Raw genomic sequence first — 19368 nt, 5'->3', positions numbered from 1 at the left:
AATCATCTCAACGACAAATACTATCTTACCAAGTGAACGAGCTTTCGTCAATAACTTTTTTCATAAAATAAAAAAAGATGCCAACTAAGCATCTTTTTTATTTTATTTAAGTTCTGGGGCATCAGTTTTAAAATCATCAACCGTTGATTTTCCACCATTTTCATTGATTAAATCAGTTTTTTTCTTTTTATCTTCTTCTTTAAGCTTTTTCAAAGCAGCTTTTTTATTATAATCAATTGTTTTCTTTTTAATGTTTTTATAACCTTTAATTTTATGGAAGCGAAGTAAATCTCCATACACAACCTTGTCGGAATTCTTTAAGGAATCATCAACGTACGCTTGTATTTTAGCAATTTCTTTATTTTCAGATTTTGTAGGATGAATTTCTTTACCAGTTGTTGTATCGTAAATCGTTCCACCAACCTTAGTATATTGTTTAGATACAAAATCTCCATTACGGAATGGGACAATTTGTGGATTTTGACTACTCATCAAATCATGTCCAAATTGAATCATATTATTATTCTTAATTCCCAATAAATGCAATAAAGTTGGTAAAACATCAATTTCTCCACCATACGTGTGATCAATATGACCATCTAAGTTACTACCATTAATCATAAATGGGACTTTTTGGAACTGGGCTAAATCATACTTATCAACATTCTTTTTCCCTAACAACTTGGCAATTGCTGGACGATGATTATTTGAAATTCCATAATGATCACCATACAAAACCACAACACTATTCTTAGCTAAGCCACTCTTTTGCAAATAAGCTTCAAATTCCCCAAATGATTGATCAAGATAATGCGCCGTTTGTACGTATGGATCAACCGTACTATCCCCTGTATTAGTTGCTGGAAATGACGTATTCTTCTTATCTAACTCATATGGATAATGGTTAGTCAAAGTAATTAATTTAGCATAAAAGGGTTGTGGCAATTGTTGAATATAAGGAATTGACTGCTTGAAGAAAATCTTATCCTTCATCCCATAACCAACATTGTATTCTGGCTTAGTTTTATAGTATGCATCACTAAAGAAATAATCATAGCCCCATGACTTATAGGCATTATTTCGATTCCAGAAAGTCGGAACATCTCCATGAAAAGCCGCGCTAGTATAACCAGCTTCTTCATCTAAAATTGAAGGAGCTGCTTGATAAGTATTTTGTGCTCCATAACTAACCATTGCTGAGCCTTGTGGCAATCCATATAGTGAATTTTCCAACATCATTTCAGCATCTGAAGTTTTCCCCTGAGCTACTTGATGATAGAAATTATCAAATGCAAGGGTATGCTGGTTATGATAGAACTTATTAATATTGGGAGTAACTTCTTTTCCATCAACTTTATAATCAATCAAGAATTGTTGGAAACTTTCTAAATGAATAATAAAAACGTTCTTCCCTTTTTCTTTTCCAAAATATTGAACATTTGGACTCGCCTGATTCTGATTAATGAACTTTTCAACGCCCTTCAAGTCAGAAACTTTTGCATTTGAACGTGTAGCACTCTCTTGATGATTCTGATAAATGTTAAAAGCTGCATACTCATCCAAGCCTAAATACTTAACAATATAATTATTATCAAATGTTCTAGTTAATAGTCCTGAACGATCAGCATTTGCTACGCTATATTCCGCAAACATTAATACAAACGAAAGAAGCGTAATTAAAAACGCATATCGCTTCTTAAATGGTTTTTTATCAATTTTAATCACTTTAAAAACTAATAATAAAATTAAAATTACAATATCTGCATAGGCTAAAAAGTCTCCCGGGCGCAAAATTTGAACAAAACTTTTCCCCAAATTATTTTGTACATCTCCGGTTCCTTTAATGATTCCCATTGAAAGAAAATCTGAAAATTCACGATAGTACAAGATATTAGCGAACAACCATGTTGATTGTAAAAAATCAATGATCAACATCAACCAATATGATAACTTTCCCCTAAAATATAAGGCAATTCCAAATAATAACAGCGCTGACGGAATTGGATTAACGGCAAGTAAAAAATTTTGTACTCCCCCAGACACTCCGAGCGTAAAATCTGTCCGATAGGCAAGATAGGTTTTCAAACAGAATAAAACTACTACTAGTAAAAAGAAACCAAAAGTAGTATTAAAAAAATTTCGAATGTGCTTTAAGACGTTAGACATTCCTTTTTCCTCCAAAATGATATCAGGTAACTTATTTTTTTCGTTTACTTGGTTTTTCTAATAGGGCAAATAATCCTAAAACTAGTCCTACATAATACGTAAGAATTCGCCATAAAATCATTGCCACTGCTAATTTACTGCTGCTATGAATGTAACTTTTAAATAACATTTCAAAACTATACTCGGCTCCACCAGCCCCACCAGGAATTGGAAACATCGAGATTACTAAGAAAATTAGAATGTTCAAACTAGTAACCATAATGATGTTAGCATTATTAGACCCTAAAGAGCGCATCACAAAGTATGGAATCATATAGTAGAAAAGCAACTGAAAAAAAGTCAAAACAAAAACTTTGATTAGCAACTTCCATTGATGTCCGATTTTAACACTTTCAACATAAAATGAATCAATTTTTTCATTAATGACAGCTACCCAATTTTGGTAACGCTCCTCACTTACAAACCACTTTAAGGGTTTGATCAAGACATTGATTATTTTTTTAGTAAACTGGTGCCAATACATAACCATCAACAAACCCACAATTACCACTAAATGAATCAAAAACCCAAATAAAACAAACCAGGCTAAGGCATGAACTTTATCGATCAAATACTCAAATCCGATGATTAAACTAATTACAAAATTAAGGACGATCATAATTTGATAAACAACAAATTTCATCACTAATGCTGAAGTTGCTTTTCCCGCATCAACACCCGACTGCATCAACACAATTAATTGAGCTGGCTGGCCACCGGAAGAAAATGGGGTGATTCCATTAAATAATTGTTCAACTAATGGAACTCGAATTGCATCGTGAAAGGTAAAACTTGGATTACTATTGTGAACCAGTAAATAAGTAATCACCGTTTCAAAAAACAAATATAACAGAATACAGCTACCTGCAATTAGTAACCACCATAAATTGATTTTAGCTAAGTCCTCAATTAAAACTGAAAACTTAATGTCACGAAGAGCATACCAAGCAATAATAAGGCCCAGCGCAACTACTAAGAGAAAAGATAGCTTATTTCTTTTTGACATTAATCTGTCCTTTCACTCGCCCAATTTCAGCCTGTTTTGTATAAAATTGATACCAAATTTCGGCTAAATGATCCTCAGAATAGTAAGTCGATGCAGCCTGAGCTTTTTTTGCATATTGCTGAATTAATTCTGGATGGGTGAATAACTCTTTCAAAATTACATCCATTTGTTTTTCATTATCAGCTGCAAGATAATAGCCACCAATAATTTCTTGATAAAGTTCTAAGTTACGTAAGACAACTGGTAATCCACACGAAAATGCCTCTAATACCGACATTGGAAATAACTCATTAAATGATGGTAATAAAAATACATCGGCCAAATCATAATAATCAACTAACTTTTTCCGGTCAACAATTCCTGGAAAAACTAAGTTAGCAGGTGGATTAGCAACTAACTTTTTCAATGCTTCATAACCAGCAGTCATCGCACCAAAGGAGAAGCCCCCAACCCAAATAAATTGAAAATCAGGATTTTGCCGAGCTAACTTTGCAAAATCCAAGACCCCCTTTCGGGTTTGAACTTGTCCAGTACAAATTACCGTAAATTTATGAGTATCAAACTGGTACTTTTTTCTTAACTTAATTTTTTCTGCTGGTGTAACCATATGAAATTCATTTTTACTAACAAAATTAGGGATATAAGTAATTTTATTTTTTTTAATTCCATATTTTTCCAATTTTGGAATAAAAGTTGGATTAACCACCACGATTTCATCCATTCGCTTATAAAAAGCAATTACATATTTATAAAACAACTGCCGAAATGGAGTTGGAATATTCAAGCTTTCATCTAAAGTTTCTGGTAAAAAGTGAACATACCCAATTTTTCGACCGCGTTTTTTTGAAAAAGTAGACAAGTAAAAAGTCGGATTAATGGTATGGTAATGGCTAAGATCAGTTTGATGATAGTCATTAATTTCAATTTTAAATTGTTGAGGAAATTTTGCTCGTAACATCCGCACTAATTCAGTATAAGCACTTCCTACTCCTTGTCCTTTAACCTTAGTGGCAGTGGAAAACATATCAATTTTTAGCATTAGCTACTCCTCATCATCCTCTTCATCATCTGCATTTTCATAATTATTCAATGCATCTTCATAAAAATCGAGTATTTGATCAACAAAATAGACCGCTGAGATATCATGTAATTTTTGTTTCCGCAATTCTATGTTATTAGGAAAATCCTCTGGATGATTTAAATAGCCCACTACATCATCAATAAACTCGGCTTCTGACTTAAAGGTCATCCCTAGTGATTTGTCATTAACAAGACCATCGGTATAAGGACTAGCTGCTATGACAACCTTAGTTCCTGCAGCCATGGCTTCAATATAAGTTAATCCTTGTGATTCTGATTCTGAAGTAGATACAAAAAGATCTGCCATGCGGTAATATTGATTAACATCGTCATTGTCAATTTCACCAGTAAAAATTACTGATGCTTCTAGCTTTAAATCTTTAACTTGTTGCTGAAGATCAGTTTCTGCTGGCCCTTGTCCTACAATCACTAACTTAGTTTCTGGAACTTTTTTTAAAATACTTGGAAAAGCATCAATTAATTCTGAAATATTTTTTTCATATGCTAAGCGACTAACTGATAACATAACTGGAGTCTTACTCCCAATGCCTAATTTTTTTCGGACATCAGTATGAGTTGGCTTATCATAATGTGCAACATTAATTCCTGTTGGAATAATTCGAATTGGACTTTTAACTCCATAACCCGTTAGCTTATCTAAAACTCGCTTGCTAGGTGAAACGATTCCATTTAAATGATGACAAAAATACAAAGTCCCTTCTTTAACGTGAATGGGTTTCAATAAATGACCGTTGGCCACATAATGTAAATAATCCTCATACATTGTATGATAAGTATGAAGACAAGGAATATTTAAATTTTTTGCAACAAACTTACCAATCATCCCCATTGAAAATTCGGTTTGCGTATGAACAATGTCCAAATGCAGTTTTTTTGCAATTTGAGTTGCTTGAAATAGTCCTCGTACTGCAATCCTACGCTCTGTAAATGAAATAAACGGAATACTAGAAAAACGATAAATATGATCGTCTTGTATTTCATGAGCATTTGGATCTGTGGTAGTAAAGATATAGACATTGTTTCCACGACGTTCTAACTCATCTTTAAGGGTCTTGATTGAGGTAGCCACCCCGCTAACTTGGGGGAAATATGTATCTGTAAATAAGCCAATATTCAAGTTAATTTTCATCCTTTCAATTTGAGTTAAACAACTGTAATTATATGGTTTAAAAATCTACTTTGCAAATTGTGAAAATAAATAAAAAGAGCTGCCGTAGCAACTCTTTTTATTCATTTAAAGATTAATCAATTAAGCCTTCATCTTTCATGGTTTTTGCAATCGCATCTAAAGCCTCTTTGGCATCTTCTCCTTCAGCAGTAATGGTAATTACCGCGTTTTGGCCAACACCAAGTGACATAACCCCCATAATTGACTTAAGGTTAACTGTTTTATCTTCATATTCTAATGTAATGTTCGCGTTAAATTTACTTGCAGTTTGAACTAAGAAAGTAGCAGGACGAGCGTGAATACCGGTTTCTGCTGTAATTTTGAATTGACGTTTTTCCATAATAAACGCACTCCTTTTAATTTACCTTTTTATACTCTAAGGTTACCAATAACTAATTTAAAATACAAGTTTTTAAAGCCTGTATTTTATGAATTTAAGAATTAATTATCATTATCATAATGATAAACGACGATTCCCCGATCTCCAGCGGTTCCAATAATTCGTTTACGAGTCTCATAATCCATAAACGCTTGTTGAAAAATGAAAAATTCATCTGGCATAATCGTCAGTTCCTTAATTTTTCCATCCCGCAGTTGATCCAACAAGGCTGTATAATCTGCTTTTGTTTTATCCAAAAAAGACCCCCATTTGAAAACGTTTTCTCTTTAATTCTAACATATATTATTAAATATTATTTAGCAGTCGCTTTACTTGAAACAACTTTTTGAGTGAGTATAATTGATTTTACATGGTCAGCAATGGTCAAACTAGCTAACATTTTAAGGAGGTTACTAATATGGAAGGACAACAAGGCGCTTATGGTTTTGGTAATATCGATGACCTACTACGCTCAATGCAAATGAATGGTACTAAAAATCCTAGCAATGGCGGCAAAAATACTGGCATTATTGCTCAATATGGAACTGATTTAACTAAATTAGCCCGTCAAGGTAAACTTGATCCAATGATTGGCCGAGAAAAGCAAACTGCTCGCGCAATCGAGGTTTTAAATCGTCGTTCCAAAAACAATCCTGTCTTAATTGGTGAAGCTGGAGTTGGTAAAACTGCTATCGTAGAAGGTCTTGCCCAAAAAATTGCAGATGGGACTGTTCCACAAAAACTTCGCAATAAAAAAATTATTCAAATCGATATGGTTTCAATGATTCAAGGAACTGGTATTCGAGGACAATTTGAAAAAAAGATGCAAGCACTTATCAAAGAAGTTAAGGCTGACAAAAACTTAATTCTTTTCATCGATGAAATTCACGAAATTATGGGGGCAGGTAATTCTGAAGGCGGCCTTGATGCTGGAAACGTTTTAAAACCAGCACTTGCTCGTGGCGATTTTCAATTAATTGGATCAACTACGCTTAAAGAATATCGGGATATTGAAAAAGATTCCGCTTTAGCACGTCGCTTTCAGCCAATTATGGTCGAAGAACCATCTACTGAACAAGCTATCAAAATTTTAAAGGGACTTCAAAAAAACTATGAAGATTATCACATGGTTCATTATACAGAAGCTGCCATTAAAGCAGCAGTAACCCTTTCCAATCGTTACATCAGTGATCGCTTCTTACCCGATAAAGCAATTGACTTAATGGATGAAACTGGTTCAAGAAAGAACTTAACGCTTAACATCATTGATCCTAAGACCATTGATAAAGAAATTTCAGAAGCAGAAAAACAAAAAGAAACTGCATTAGATAAAGAAGATTATGAAACAGCTGCATTTTATCGCGATCGAGAAAAGCAACTTAATCGGCAAAAAGATAATTTAACTCAAGAAAAAAATAAAAATAATACGGTTACTGAACGGGATATGCAACAAGTGGTTGAGGAAATTACTAGTATTCCAGTTGCTAATCTTGAGGATCAAGAAAAGAATCAACTTAAAAATCTTAATAAGAACCTTGAAAAACACGTAGTTGGGCAAAACCAAGCTGTTAATAAAGTATCTAAAGCAATTCAAAGAAATCGAGTTGGCTTCAATAAATCTGGTCGTCCCATTGGCTCATTCTTATTTGTTGGACCTACTGGTGTTGGAAAAACTGAACTTGCTAAGCAATTAGCTGAACAAATTTTTGGTTCCCAAGCCTCAATTATTCGGTTCGATATGTCAGAATACCGAGAACCCCAATCAATTGCTAAATTAATTGGAGCTGCTCCAGGATACGTTGGTTATGATGAAGCTGGTCAATTAACTGAAAAGGTTCGTCGTCATCCTTATAGTTTAATTTTGTTAGATGAAATTGAAAAAGCCCACCCTGATGTGCTTCATGCATTTTTACAAGTTTTAGATGATGGCCGTTTAACCGATTCACAAGGTCGAACTGTTTCTTTTAAAGATACGGTAATTATTATGACTAGTAACGCTGGTGCCAATACTGGTGCTAACGTTGGATTTGGTGCCGAAGCAACTGGGAATACTCACTCAGTTCTTGATAAACTTAGCGCTTATTTCAAACCAGAATTTTTAAATCGCTTCGATGACATTATCGAATTTAATTCATTAAATAAAAAAGAGTTACATCAAATTGTTGGAATTCTCTTAGATGATATGACTGATAACTTAGCCCAAAATGATTTAACTATTCAAGTTAATGAAGATGTTAAGAATCAGCTAGTTGAATTGGGTTATAATCCTGTAATGGGTGCTCGTCCTTTACGTCGAGTTATTCAAGAACAATTGGAAGATCAAATTGCTGGCTACCTTTTGGATAATCCTGAAGTAAAGCATTTAACCGCTAGTTTAGACCAAAATAAAAATATTAAAATTAATGCAAAATAGTAAAAATGCTACTTACTGATACAATCAGTAAGTAGCATTTTTAGTTTAATGTTAAAATTAAACTATTACATTTGGAGGTTTTTAGTTTGTTTAATTTTTTCAAAAAATTATTTAAAGCAAAAGTACAAGTTACACACCAACCTAGACATTTATCCCATTCTCCCAGTTTGTCTAATTCAATTGATAAGACAAACATTGATTCTAACCCAACTTATCATCTTACCGTTAACAAAAAGCAAGAACTAGCTACCAAGATTCCAGCCACGGTATTAGTTAAATTCATCAACGAAAATTATCAAGAATTACAACCTCCATTAATTTTTAAAACTAATGTAGGTGATGCTTTAAAATTAACCATTCCTAATTTTCCTGGCTATCTTTTTCAAAAAGTCGATGGTATGAGCTCTAAAGTTACAACTACCAAACAAACGGTTGCATTTTATTATCAAAGAGAGCTAGGACAACCTGTCATGGTCTATTGTTTTGATTATGACACGAATCAATTACTGCAGGTTCCCCAATTCATATCAGGTTCTCTACAGGAAACTTACCAAATCAAATATCCAAAAATTGATGGCTATCAGCTTTACCGTTCTATTGGCAAAAAAACAGGACATTATACCCATGAACCACAAAACGTGGTTTTATATTATCGACGTAACGATTGGAAAATTGTTCAACCTGTTAATTATTTGGTTAAAATTAAGGCAGCTGCACAAGTTTATCGTCATCCCGAAGATAAGAATGCGTATGATTTCGTTTTGCCAACTGATTCAATTTGGAAAGTTTTTAAAGAGGTCCGTACTAATCAAACAACTTGGTTATCTTTAGGTGGTGCCGAATGGGTTAAACAGGATTATGTTAGTCGAGTTACTGAATTACCCAAAAAATTAAATTAAAAAAGCATCCGCTAGGGTGCTTTTTTAATTTAAACTAATTTTTTAGCATTTTTAATTTGAAGTTTAACTTGGTCAAACCCCGTTCCTCCAAAAGAATTTCTTCTAGCAACCGCTGTTTCTGACTGAAGTTCAGGATATACATCTGCTTCAATCAATTCACTTCCAGACTTTAATTCAGCAAGTGACATATCTTGTAAATTTTGCTTAGTTTGTATGCCATGTAATACTAACTTACCAACAACCGCATGTGCCTGACGAAATGGTAATCCTTTCACCGCCAAATAATCAGCTAATTCAGTAGCATTGGAATAATCATTTTCCGTACTGGTTTTCATTTTTTGCTCGTTAACTTTCAAAGTTTTAATCATTCCCGTAAAAATTTTCAAGGATGGAATAATCGTCTTGAAGGTATCAAAGACTCCTTCTTTATCCTCTTGCAAGTCTTTATTATAAGCTAATGGAATTCCCTTTAAAGTCGTCAATAATCCCATTAAGTTTCCATAAATTCGACCAGTTTTTCCTCTAATCAATTCAACCATATCCGGATTTTTCTTTTGCGGCATGATGGAACTTCCTGTAGTATAACTGTCACTCAACTCTAAATATTGAAACTCTTGGCTAACCCACATACTAATTTCTTCAGAAAATCGGGATAAATGCATCATTAGAATTGAACTATTACTTAAAAATTCAATCGCAAAGTCCCGATCAGAAACTGCATCTAAAGAATTAGCGTAAATATCAGTAAACCCTAATGCTTGAGCCGTAAACTCCCGATCAATTGGAAAGGTAGTTCCAGCTAAAGCAGCAGCACCTAATGGTGAAATATCAGTATGCTTTAAATTAAATTCAAATCGTTCTTTATCTCGTTGTAACATTTGAAAATAGGCCATTAGATAATGAGCATAGGAAATGGGTTGCGCATGCTGCAAATGAGTATATCCGGGCATAATTGTGGTAACGTTATCTTCTGCTAACTTTAATAACGCTTTTTGTAAATTTGTGATTTCAGTAATCACTACCGGTATTCGCTTTTTAACGTATAAATGAAAATCCGTGGCAACTTGATCATTTCTTGAGCGAGCCGTATGCAATTTCCCTGCCACCGGTCCAATCCGATCCGTTAAAATACTTTCAATATTCATATGGATATCTTCATTTTCTACGGAAAATTTAATGTTTCCTGCAGCTAAATCTTTTTGAATTGATTCCAAACCGGACACAATTTTGGAAACATCAGCTTCGGCTAAAATTCCAGTTTTTCCAAGCATTTTAACATGTGCCAATGATCCTTCAATATCTTCGGCAGCCATCAGTTGATCAAAATTAATAGAAGCTCCAAATTGATCAACTAAGGCATCCGTTTCACCTTGAAATCGTCCGCCCCACAATTTGTCACTCATTCAGCTTCACCGCCCTTATTTTTCATTGCCACTTGGTTAGCAACCTCAGTTGGAAGTCCCCAGAGTTTAATAAATCCCTTCGCTGCTTCTTGGTCAAAAGAATCAGAAGATGTATACGTTGCTAAATCTTTATCATATAAACTGTAACTTGCTTTCCGACCTAAAATAATAATGTTTCCTTTAAACAATTCTAATTTAATAGTTCCGTTCACAACTTTTTGTGATTGTTCAACAAAAGCTTTTAAGGCAGACATTAACGGTGAAAACCATAATCCGTTATAAATTACTTCACAGATTTTTTGATCAATTAAAAGTTTGAAGTGAGCTAAATCACGTTCTAATACAATATCTTCTAATTCTTCATGAGCTTTAATTAAAACAGTGGCAGCAGGTGCTTCATAAATTTCCCTTGATTTAATTCCCACTAGCCGATTTTCAATGTGATCAATTCTACCAATGCCGTTTTCACCCGCAATTTTATCTAATTTTTCAATTAAAGTCGCAAATGACATGGCTTTACCATTTAGTTTAACGGGAATTCCATTTTTAAATTCTAATTCAATTTCCGTTGGCTGATTAGGGGTATCTGCAATTGCCTTTGTAATTGCAAAAGCATCTTCAGGTGCTGAAACCCAAGGATCTTCCAAAATTCCGGCTTCGTTAGCTCTTCCCCAAATATTAGAATCAATGGAATATGGTGAATCTAAGTCAATTGGAATTTCAATTCCATGTTCTTTAGCATAATCAATTTCTTCTTCTCTAGACCAATGCCAATCACGAACGGGACTAAGAACTTCAATTTCCGGATTTAAGGCATGAATTGCAACTTCAAACCGAACTTGATCATTACCTTTTCCCGTACAACCATGGGCAATCGCGGTAGCACCTTCTTTTTTAGCAACTTCTACTAATTTTTTAACGATTACTGGTCTTGATAAAGCTGAGGATAATGGATAAACCCCTTCGTAAAGCACATTAGCTTGTAATGCTAATGACAAATATTGATCTGCATATTCTTCTTTAGCATCTAAAACATAAGCTGCAACTGCTCCAGTTTTAAGAGCTTTGTTTTTCACGTATTCAGAATCCTTGGCTTCTCCAACGTTAATACAACATGCAACGACGTCGTATCCTTGATCTTTTAACCACGCAATTGCAATTGACGTATCTAATCCACCTGAATAGGCTAATACTACTTTTTGTTTTTCCATTTTAATCACCTATAATCTTTCCAATAAATTCTTTAGTTCTATCTGCTTGTGGATTATCAAAAATTGCTTGTGGCGTATTTTTTTCTTGAATGTAACCATCCGCCATAAACCAAACCTGATCAGCAACTTTTTTTGCAAATCCCATCTCATGGGTTACCACTAACATCGTCATATTTTCATCAGCTAGTTCCTTCATAACTGCTAGCACTTCACCAACCATTTCAGGATCAAGCGCACTCGTTGGTTCATCAAAAAACATTACTTTTGGATTCATGGCCAAAGCTCTAGCAATGGCGACTCTTTGTTTTTGTCCCCCAGATAAACTAACGGGATAAGCATTGGCTTTATCAGCTAATCCAACTCTTTTTAAATATTTCATCCCAATTTTTTCAGCTTTGGCATCGTTTAAATGTTTAACTCTCATTGGAGCTAACTTTAAATTTTCAATTACGGTCATGTTTGGAAATAAGTTAAAGTTTTGAAATACCATCCCAATTTCTTCACCTAATTTACTAAGTTCTTTTTCTGACATTTTAGCTAAATCTTCATCATTGAATAAAACTTCTCCATCAGTTGGTTTTTCCAATTGATTAATGCATCTCAATAAGGTACTTTTCCCTGATCCAGAAGGTCCGATGATACAGATTACTTCCCCTTCATGAACCTCTCCGTCAATTCCTTTTAAAACTTGATTTTCCGCATAGTTTTTTTTAACATTGTGTAATTCAATAATTGGTTTAGTCATGATTCATTTTCCCTTCCAAATAATTTAATCCTCTAGTTAAAGTAAATGTAATTACAAAGTAAATTACCATTACCACGACAATTGGAGCAACTCCCCGATAAGTATCAGCTCTAACCACATTTAGTTCGTAAACTAAGTCAGTAACTCCAATAATTGAAACGATTGAACTTTCCTTAATTACAGAAATGAATTCGTTTCCTAAAGCGGGCCAAATATTCTTAAAAGCTTGTGGTAAAATTACGAATCTTAATGAATCCGTTTTGCTTAATCCTAAACTCTTAGTTGCTTCAGTTTGCCCGTTATCAACGGAGGCAATTCCCCCTCTGATAATTTCACAGACGTAGGCTGAACTATTTAACGTAACTGCAATAATCCCAGCAATAAGTGAAGGAATGTTAATAATTACTCCTAACCCAAAGTAGATTAACAAAACTTGAACCATCATTGGGGTTCCTCTAATCACCTCTACGTAACTAATAGCTGGCCAGCTTAAAACTTTAAATTTACTAATTTTCATTAAAGCTAGGATAACTCCTAAAATAATTCCACCAATCACTGCAAGGACTGAAATTAATAGCGTATGTTTCAAGCCATCATAGAAGTATTTCCAGTAATGTAACATTGATGTATCAGCAGTATTAACTTTCATATCCTTACCAGCTGCGGCTAAGTATTTTGGCATCAAGTTTTCTTTATGAATTTGATCAATCGTTTGATTAACAGCATCTTTTAAAGAATCATTCCCCTTAGCCATTGCAATTGCCGACCCAGTATCTTTTTTATCAATTTTATAGTCAGCGGGAATCATTTTTAAGTCTTTATCATTATCAACATAAGCTTGCCCAACTGGTTTTTCGACTCCCACGGCAGCTACCTTGTTAGTTTTTAAAGCTAAGATTAAGTCGGTCGTTTTATCCATTCCAACGTTTTTAGAATCCTTTAAATCTTTCTTAGCTAGTTGTTGTTGCAAAGTTCCTGTTTGAGTTCCTACTTTTTGGCCTTTTAAAGCATTTTGGTTTTTGAATTTTTCCGCATCGGCTTTGTTAACCAAAAAATTTTGTCCACCGTAATAGTAAATTTTGGAAAAGTCTGCATTTTGTTGTCTTTCTGGAGTCGGATTAATTCCCCCAATAGCCATGTCAGCTTTTCCAGTTTGAACTGCTACTAACAAAGCGGTAAAATCCATGTTTTTAATTTCTAATTTAACCCCTAAATCTTTAGCAATTTTTTTAGCAATTTCAATATCAATCCCAACATCTTCTGATTTACCGTGCTTATTAATTTGAAATTCAAAGGGCGGATAATCCGGTGAGGTAACTACTTTTAATACTCCACGATCTTTAATACTTTGTACTGAACTATCAGCATGAACAGTCCCAGATATTCCAAAACCTCCCAGAAATAAACCAAAACATAAAAACAAAATTTTCAAAAGCTTATTCATTTTCCCATCTCCCTTAAATAATTAAAAATTTCCAACAAAAAAAGCGCCCATTAGTCATTTGACTAAAGGACGCTTATGCGCGGTACCACCTTATTTATGTTATCTAAAAGATAACATCTCTCACAATCCAGATTCGAATCGTTGGCTCAGTAATGGGAGCACCCAGTATGGTTTTAATCGCATACAACTTCTAGGCGACGTTCACTTAAAAAAGCTTCTGATATTTCACACTAACCAATATCTCACTGAATCACTCTTTTGAATTACTACTTCCTAGTTAACGTTTTGTTTTTAACTTGTAATTATCATAGCATGAATAATTAAAAAAACAACCTTTTTTTGTAAAATAATTCGTAATTTAGCCAAATTATTTAAATCAATTAATTTATTGTTCTATTTTTATTTTAATCAACTAACTTAACAACTTTCATTTTAGCTAATTTAGTAGCAATTAACGAAACAATTACCGCTTTCACTACATCTCCTGGGAAAAACATAATTGTCGATATCAAAGCCTTCATGAGCGGAATATGAATCATAAATGATAATGTAACTGCTCCAATTAAGTTCATCACTAGCATTCCACCGAGTAAGTTAGCAATTAAGTATTTCCAAAAGTTTAATTTACCAAGTTTTTCTAATAACCAACCAATCGAAAAGGTACTAATGGGCCAACTTAGTAAGTATCCAGCTGTTGGACCCATAAAAACGCTAAATCCTCCTCGTCCACCTACTAAAAGTGGCATTCCAACGGCTACTAAAAGTAAAAAGATTAAAACACTAATGGTTCCTAATTTTTTACCAAGTAACGATCCTGCTAGCATAATTGCCATCGTTTGAAATGAAACGGGAACGGGAATAATTGGAACCGAAATTGGCGGTACTAAACTAAAAGCTGCAATAATCGCCAACATTACACTACAGTAAGTAATTTCTCTAATTTTCAAAATCAATTTCTCCTATTAATTTAATGATTTAATTATGGCTGAATTAAGCGATTAAACCTAGCAGAAATTTAATAATAGCTTACTAGCAGGAATTTAAGCCTTACAAAATAATTAATCTGTAACTATTCAATTTGAATAATTAGCTAATATAGCAATTGTTTATTAAAAAAGGATATGTAAAACGCCTATAGCCAACTAATTTAGTGGTTACAGGCGTTTTTACCTTATTTTATAAATTTCTATCCATATCATACGTTAATTTTGAAAGTGTTAAGCCTTTACTCATTAGTTGATTCATGAACTTATGAACACGAGTTTTCATTTCAGCAACTAAATTCTGATTTTGTTTTTGTAAGAAGGCCGAAACGGCATCGGGTTTTAAATTTTGCGCTTGGTTAATGGTATTTTCAACGTGAGTTAAAAACATTTGGTTATTAGCCGTCTTAAAATCACGATCTTGTTGAATAAAGTGACTGTAATGTGATTCCACAATCATGGATAATTTGCGATACATCCAGTAAGCACTCGTATCATCCATTTCCAACGGCGTATTTTCGTAAGTTGGATCAGTTGCATTCACATTCGCAAAGAAAGGCACATACGGACTAAAAGCTGGAACTCCAAAGTTTAACCACATAATGGTTGAAATTTCTGGTTTCACATCATTTCTAATTTGTAAAACATGCGAATTCTGCGTCCGGTTCATCGCAATCGGACGGAACTTAGTCTTCAAATCTTCCGGTCCATTACCCAAAGGATCATATTCAGTTTCGTTATAATGTGATCCTAAAATATATTCAACATCCGTTACTTTAATTTTCCGATTAGCTCGACAAATAAAGGGCATATCTGCAGAAGTTGGTGATTGAACCATTTCAGGTGTCAAGTAGCGTTGTCCATACCAAACTCGGGGAGTATTATAGTGACGATCTTTTTCGTTACTTGTACCAAAAATATGTCTGAAATTAAATTCATTTTCATCTGGATTTAGATGATATTTTTCGACAAATGCTTGAATCCCATCAGAATACATAAAGTTATCAGGATCGTTAAAGTCCACATCTTGAATGGCAACTTGATTAGCAACTACCGCATAGGAATCATCTGGAATTCTTTGGGCCACCCAATGATGACCGGTCACAATTTCCATGTACCAAACTTCGTTATTGTCGCTAAACATCACTCCATTACCTTCAGGCGACCCATACTCTTTAATTAATTGACCTAAGTATTGGACTCCATCTCGCGCTGAATTAATGTATGGTAACACCATTGATTGTAAAGAATCTTCGGCGAGCCCATTGGCTACCAATGGATCATGTGCCAAGGTACTTAAATTACCGTAAACGCTTTCCGTGGCACTCATGGCAACGTGCTTTTGATTAAAGCCACTTTCGGCATAAACCCCTTCTTTAGCAACATCTGCATTTGGCGTTAATAACATCCGGTACCCACTTTTGGGCATCGGAGCTGTAAAACCATTTTGATTAGATTTCCAAACCTTAGTTTCATTCTTATAAGCTGGTTGAACGATAAACCGTTGTGGCGTTAATGGCAAAAATGTGTCATCATTTCTCGCAATCATAGTTGAACCGTCAATACTAGCTGCTTTTCCAACCATTACACTAGTACATGCTGATAAATGTTTCATCATTTTCGCGCTCCTCTAAAATTTATAACTTAGCTGTTAATTTAACATCAGGATACTTTCCTTTGAACCACCGTTCTGCAAATTGATTTTCAAACAAGAATAATGGATCATCATTAGTGTCACGAACTAAAATATTTCGTGATGATGACATCTTTTCATCAAGTTGTTCTGGATCAATCCAACGAGCAATCTTAGATCCCATTGGTTCCATTAAAACATCAGAATTATATTCATTTTGCATTCTGAATTTAAAAACTTCAAATTGAAGTTGTCCCACGGCCCCTAAAATATATTGTCCGGTTGAATAAGTCGTATAGAGTTGGATGGCTCCTTCTTGAACTAATTGTTTAATTCCCTTATGGAACGATTTTTGCTTCATCACGTTTTTCGCTGAAACACGCATAAATAGTTCAGGAGTAAACTGAGGAAGTTTTTCAAAGGTAACTTCATCTTTCCCTGTATAAATCGTATCACCAATTTGGAAGTTACCGGTATCATAAAGCCCAATAATATCCCCAGCAACGGCTGTTTTTACATTTTCTCGGGTATTGGCCATGAATTCAGTCACGTTCGACAACCGAATATCCCGTTTAGTCCGATCTAAAGTAACGTCCATCCCTTTTTCAAATTTACCAGAACAAATTCGCACAAAGGCAATTCGATCCCGGTGATGCGGATTCATGTTAGCTTGAATTTTAAAGACAAAACCAGAGAATTTTTCGTCAATTGGTTGAATTTCTTGATTTTGGACAGTTTGATGTTGTCCCGGAGCTGGTGCCATTTCTAGGTAAGCATCCAAAAAAGTCTGTACTCCAAAATTAGCTAAAGCTGACCCAAAAAAGACTGGCGTTTGGTCTCCATTGGCAATTTTATCAGGATTAAACTCATTCCCAGCCTCTGAAATTAAATCCATTTCGTCTTTAGCATCATCATAAATGCTATCGCCTTCTAATTGATTATCGTCCTTGAGATTTCCATCATCATCAAGAGGAAGAAAATGACGTCCTTCTACACCTGGTTCGAACAATTCAACCCGGTGATTATGTCGATCATAAAGACCTTTTAAAATTCGTCCTGAACCAATTGGCCAATTCATAGGATAAGCTTCAATTCCTAGTACTTCCTCTAATTGGCTAACTAATTCCATGGGTTCACGCCCATCACGATCTAGCTTATTCATAAAGGTAAAAATTGGAATTCCTCGCATTTTACAAATTTGAAAAAGCTTTTTGGTTTGCGGTTCAATCCCTTTAGCAGCATCAATGACCATGACAGCTGAATCAACAGCCATTAAAGTCCGGTACGTATCTTCTGAGAAATCCTCATGTCCAGGGGTATCCAAAATGTTAATTCGCTTACCTTCATAATCAAATTGCATTACGGAACTGGTAACTGAGATTCCCCGCTTTTGTTCAATTTCCATCCAATCCGACTTAGCAAAGTTACCACTTTTACGGGCTTTAACCGTTCCGGCTTCTCGTACAATTCCCCCAAACAATAATAATTGTTCCGTAATCGTAGTTTTCCCGGCATCCGGATGGGAAATAATTGCAAACGTGCGCCGTTTATCGACTTCCTCATTTAATTTTTTATTACTCATGTACATCCTCCTCGTGAGTCGTGTTAATGCATAACGCAAAAAATCCGGACGCAACCGGACGTTTGTAGCTAATTAATTTCTGATTGTTTATCATGTTGAATTAACCAAATATTATATAAATACTCAACAATTACTTTTAAAATTGCATAGATTGGAATGGCTAAAATCATTCCAACTAAGCCAGCGATGTGCCCAGCAGCCAATAAAATAATAATGATTGTTAAAGGATGAATATTTAACGATTTTCCAATTACATTCGGATAAACCAAATTACCATCCACTTGTTGAACAACTAACACTACAATTATAGTCCAAAAAGCTTGCTCGGGACTAACAATGATTGCTACTAGCAATGCTGGAATAATTCCAATATATGGTCCTACATATGGAACCAAGTTACAGAATCCTGCAAAAACTCCTAATAATAATGCATACCGTTGTCCAATTAATAAATATCCAATTGAAGTAAAGGTTCCGACAAACAAACATTCAATTACTTGTCCCCCAATGTAGTGAGAAAGAGTTTTGTTCATCTTTTTTAATAAAACTTCTGATTGACGGCGATGGGACTTCGACAAAACAGGAAAAAGTCTTTCCACGCTTGGCAAGAATTTATCTCCATCTTTAAGCATATAGAATAAGATAATGGGAGCAGTAATTAATGTAATCACAACATTGGTTGCTACAGAAATAATATTCCCAGCACTATTGCTAATGTTACTTAAAAGAATCTTCAAATAAGATGAATAAGAATTTTGGATTTTGGAAACAATTGGATCCCAATCAATATGTTTTAGCCAACCATGTCGCGTCATTTTAGTTAAAGAAGCTTCTTGATGGGCTGCAAAATTTGGCATGTTACTAACTAAATTAGACACTTGTGAAATTAAATGAGGGATCAATGACATGATTAAATAGACAATCACTAAAATTAGCACTAGAAAAATAATAGAAGTTCCCCACGCTCGACTAATCCGCTTCGTTTTTGTAATTTTAATTTTCATGATTAATTCCAAAATTGGATTTAACATGTAGTATAAAAATCCAGCAATTATCAACGGTGCAAAGATTGTTGAAATGAAAATTCCAATTGGGGAAAAAATAAAACTAACCTTAGTGCATAAATAAATAATTCCCACGACTAACAACAATTCAAAGGTCCAAAATACTAATTTTGATTCTTTTAACTTATTCAA

16 protein-coding genes and 1 other annotated feature are annotated in these 19368 nt (G+C 34.3%); of the genes, 2 read left to right on the top strand and 14 right to left on the bottom strand.

All coding sequences use genetic code 11. The annotated features are described in order from the left end of the window. Positions 1-102 precede the first annotated feature (102 nt). The 6 genes from AC0GLY_RS01875 to ykzS all read right to left on the bottom strand — a co-directional run bounded on the left by AC0GLY_RS01875 (position 103) and on the right by ykzS (position 6116). Complete coding sequence (locus AC0GLY_RS01875) at positions 103-2166, bottom strand: LTA synthase family protein (protein WP_496611871.1); 2064 nt, start codon at positions 2164-2166, stop codon at positions 103-105. A 31-nt stretch (positions 2167-2197) separates the two neighbouring features. Further along, positions 2198-3211 (bottom strand): lysylphosphatidylglycerol synthase transmembrane domain-containing protein, encoded by a 1014-nt coding sequence (locus AC0GLY_RS01870; RefSeq protein ID WP_496611870.1) that lies wholly within the window; start codon positions 3209-3211, stop codon positions 2198-2200. Continuing rightward, positions 3195-4250, bottom strand: a complete 1056-nt coding sequence (locus AC0GLY_RS01865) for a glycosyltransferase family 4 protein (RefSeq protein ID WP_496611869.1) — start codon at positions 4248-4250, stop codon at positions 3195-3197. Before AC0GLY_RS01865 ends, AC0GLY_RS01870 begins: the two co-directional genes overlap by 17 nt. A 3-nt stretch (positions 4251-4253) precedes the next feature. Further along, positions 4254-5429, bottom strand: coding sequence for a glycosyltransferase family 4 protein (locus tag AC0GLY_RS01860; RefSeq protein WP_496611868.1), 1176 nt, complete (start codon positions 5427-5429; stop codon positions 4254-4256). 124 nt (positions 5430-5553) lie between these two features. Continuing rightward, positions 5554-5820, bottom strand: a complete 267-nt coding sequence (locus AC0GLY_RS01855; RefSeq protein WP_496611867.1) for a phosphocarrier protein HPr — start codon at positions 5818-5820, stop codon at positions 5554-5556. Between the two features lie 101 nt (positions 5821-5921). Beyond that, entirely contained in the window at positions 5922-6116 is a 195-nt protein-coding gene (gene ykzS, locus AC0GLY_RS01850) for a protein YkzS (RefSeq protein ID WP_496611866.1), read from the bottom strand. A gap of 161 nt (positions 6117-6277) precedes the next feature. On the opposite strand from ykzS, the gene AC0GLY_RS01845 reads away from it, so the two are divergent. Both AC0GLY_RS01845 and AC0GLY_RS01840 read left to right on the top strand, forming a co-directional pair. Next, positions 6278-8272, top strand: a complete 1995-nt coding sequence (locus AC0GLY_RS01845; protein ID WP_496611865.1) for an ATP-dependent Clp protease ATP-binding subunit — start codon at positions 6278-6280, stop codon at positions 8270-8272. An 86-nt stretch (positions 8273-8358) separates the two neighbouring features. After that, positions 8359-9171, top strand: a complete 813-nt coding sequence (locus AC0GLY_RS01840) for a MucBP domain-containing protein (protein WP_496611864.1) — start codon at positions 8359-8361, stop codon at positions 9169-9171. 29 nt (positions 9172-9200) lie between these two features. Here the strand turns inward: AC0GLY_RS01840 and argH are convergent, their stop codons facing one another. The 8 genes from argH to AC0GLY_RS01800 form a co-directional block, all read right to left on the bottom strand. Then, entirely contained in the window at positions 9201-10574 is a 1374-nt protein-coding gene (argH, locus tag AC0GLY_RS01835; RefSeq protein ID WP_496611863.1) for an argininosuccinate lyase, read from the bottom strand. Beyond that, positions 10571-11785: an argininosuccinate synthase gene (locus AC0GLY_RS01830; RefSeq protein WP_496611862.1), complete on the bottom strand. Its 1215-nt coding sequence runs from the start codon at positions 11783-11785 to the stop codon at positions 10571-10573. Before AC0GLY_RS01830 ends, argH begins: the two co-directional genes overlap by 4 nt. 1 nt (position 11786) lies before the next feature. Continuing rightward, the gene (locus tag AC0GLY_RS01825; RefSeq protein ID WP_496611861.1) at positions 11787-12530 is read right to left on the bottom strand and encodes an amino acid ABC transporter ATP-binding protein; all 744 of its coding nucleotides are present in this window, start codon (positions 12528-12530) and stop codon (positions 11787-11789) included. Further along, positions 12523-13974 carry an ABC transporter substrate-binding protein/permease gene (locus AC0GLY_RS01820; protein WP_496611860.1) on the bottom strand — a complete coding sequence of 484 codons (1452 nt, stop codon included), beginning with the start codon at positions 13972-13974 and terminating at the stop codon, positions 12523-12525. The genes AC0GLY_RS01825 and AC0GLY_RS01820 overlap by 8 nt, the downstream gene beginning before the upstream one ends. Positions 13975-14036: 62 nt before the next feature. Continuing rightward, positions 14037-14264: a binding site (T-box leader), on the bottom strand. Positions 14265-14378: 114 nt separating this feature from the next. Further along, positions 14379-14921, bottom strand: coding sequence for a biotin transporter BioY (locus AC0GLY_RS01815; RefSeq protein WP_496611859.1), 543 nt, complete (start codon positions 14919-14921; stop codon positions 14379-14381). Between the two features lie 229 nt (positions 14922-15150). Then, entirely contained in the window at positions 15151-16572 is a 1422-nt protein-coding gene (locus tag AC0GLY_RS01810) for a C69 family dipeptidase (RefSeq protein WP_496612229.1), read from the bottom strand. A 22-nt stretch (positions 16573-16594) separates the two neighbouring features. After that, a complete protein-coding gene (locus AC0GLY_RS01805; protein WP_496611858.1) occupies positions 16595-18172 on the bottom strand; it encodes a peptide chain release factor 3 in 1578 nt (525 codons plus the stop codon). A gap of 68 nt (positions 18173-18240) precedes the next feature. Further along, positions 18241-19368, bottom strand: coding sequence for an AI-2E family transporter (locus tag AC0GLY_RS01800; RefSeq protein ID WP_496611857.1), 1128 nt, complete (start codon positions 19366-19368; stop codon positions 18241-18243).

It is taken from the genome of Fructilactobacillus sp. YLN 2507 (genome assembly GCF_059614085.1).
This window is presented reverse-complemented; position numbering and strand designations above follow the sequence as displayed.

Coding starts and splice junctions, on each gene's coding strand:
- AC0GLY_RS01820 (WP_496611860.1), bottom strand. CDS start 13,974: ATGAATAAGCTTTTGAAAATTTTGTTTTTATGTTTTGGTTTATTTCTG.
- AC0GLY_RS01875 (WP_496611871.1), bottom strand. CDS start 2,166: ATGTCTAACGTCTTAAAGCACATTCGAAATTTTTTTAATACTACTTTT.
- AC0GLY_RS01805 (WP_496611858.1), bottom strand. CDS start 18,172: ATGAGTAATAAAAAATTAAATGAGGAAGTCGATAAACGGCGCACGTTT.
- AC0GLY_RS01810 (WP_496612229.1), bottom strand. CDS start 16,572: ATGAAACATTTATCAGCATGTACTAGTGTAATGGTTGGAAAAGCAGCT.
- AC0GLY_RS01825 (WP_496611861.1), bottom strand. CDS start 12,530: ATGACTAAACCAATTATTGAATTACACAATGTTAAAAAAAACTATGCG.
- AC0GLY_RS01865 (WP_496611869.1), bottom strand. CDS start 4,250: ATGCTAAAAATTGATATGTTTTCCACTGCCACTAAGGTTAAAGGACAA.
- AC0GLY_RS01855 (WP_496611867.1), bottom strand. CDS start 5,820: ATGGAAAAACGTCAATTCAAAATTACAGCAGAAACCGGTATTCACGCT.
- argH (WP_496611863.1), bottom strand. CDS start 10,574: ATGAGTGACAAATTGTGGGGCGGACGATTTCAAGGTGAAACGGATGCC.
- AC0GLY_RS01830 (WP_496611862.1), bottom strand. CDS start 11,785: ATGGAAAAACAAAAAGTAGTATTAGCCTATTCAGGTGGATTAGATACG.
- AC0GLY_RS01845 (WP_496611865.1), top strand. CDS start 6,278: ATGGAAGGACAACAAGGCGCTTATGGTTTTGGTAATATCGATGACCTA.
- AC0GLY_RS01870 (WP_496611870.1), bottom strand. CDS start 3,211: ATGTCAAAAAGAAATAAGCTATCTTTTCTCTTAGTAGTTGCGCTGGGC.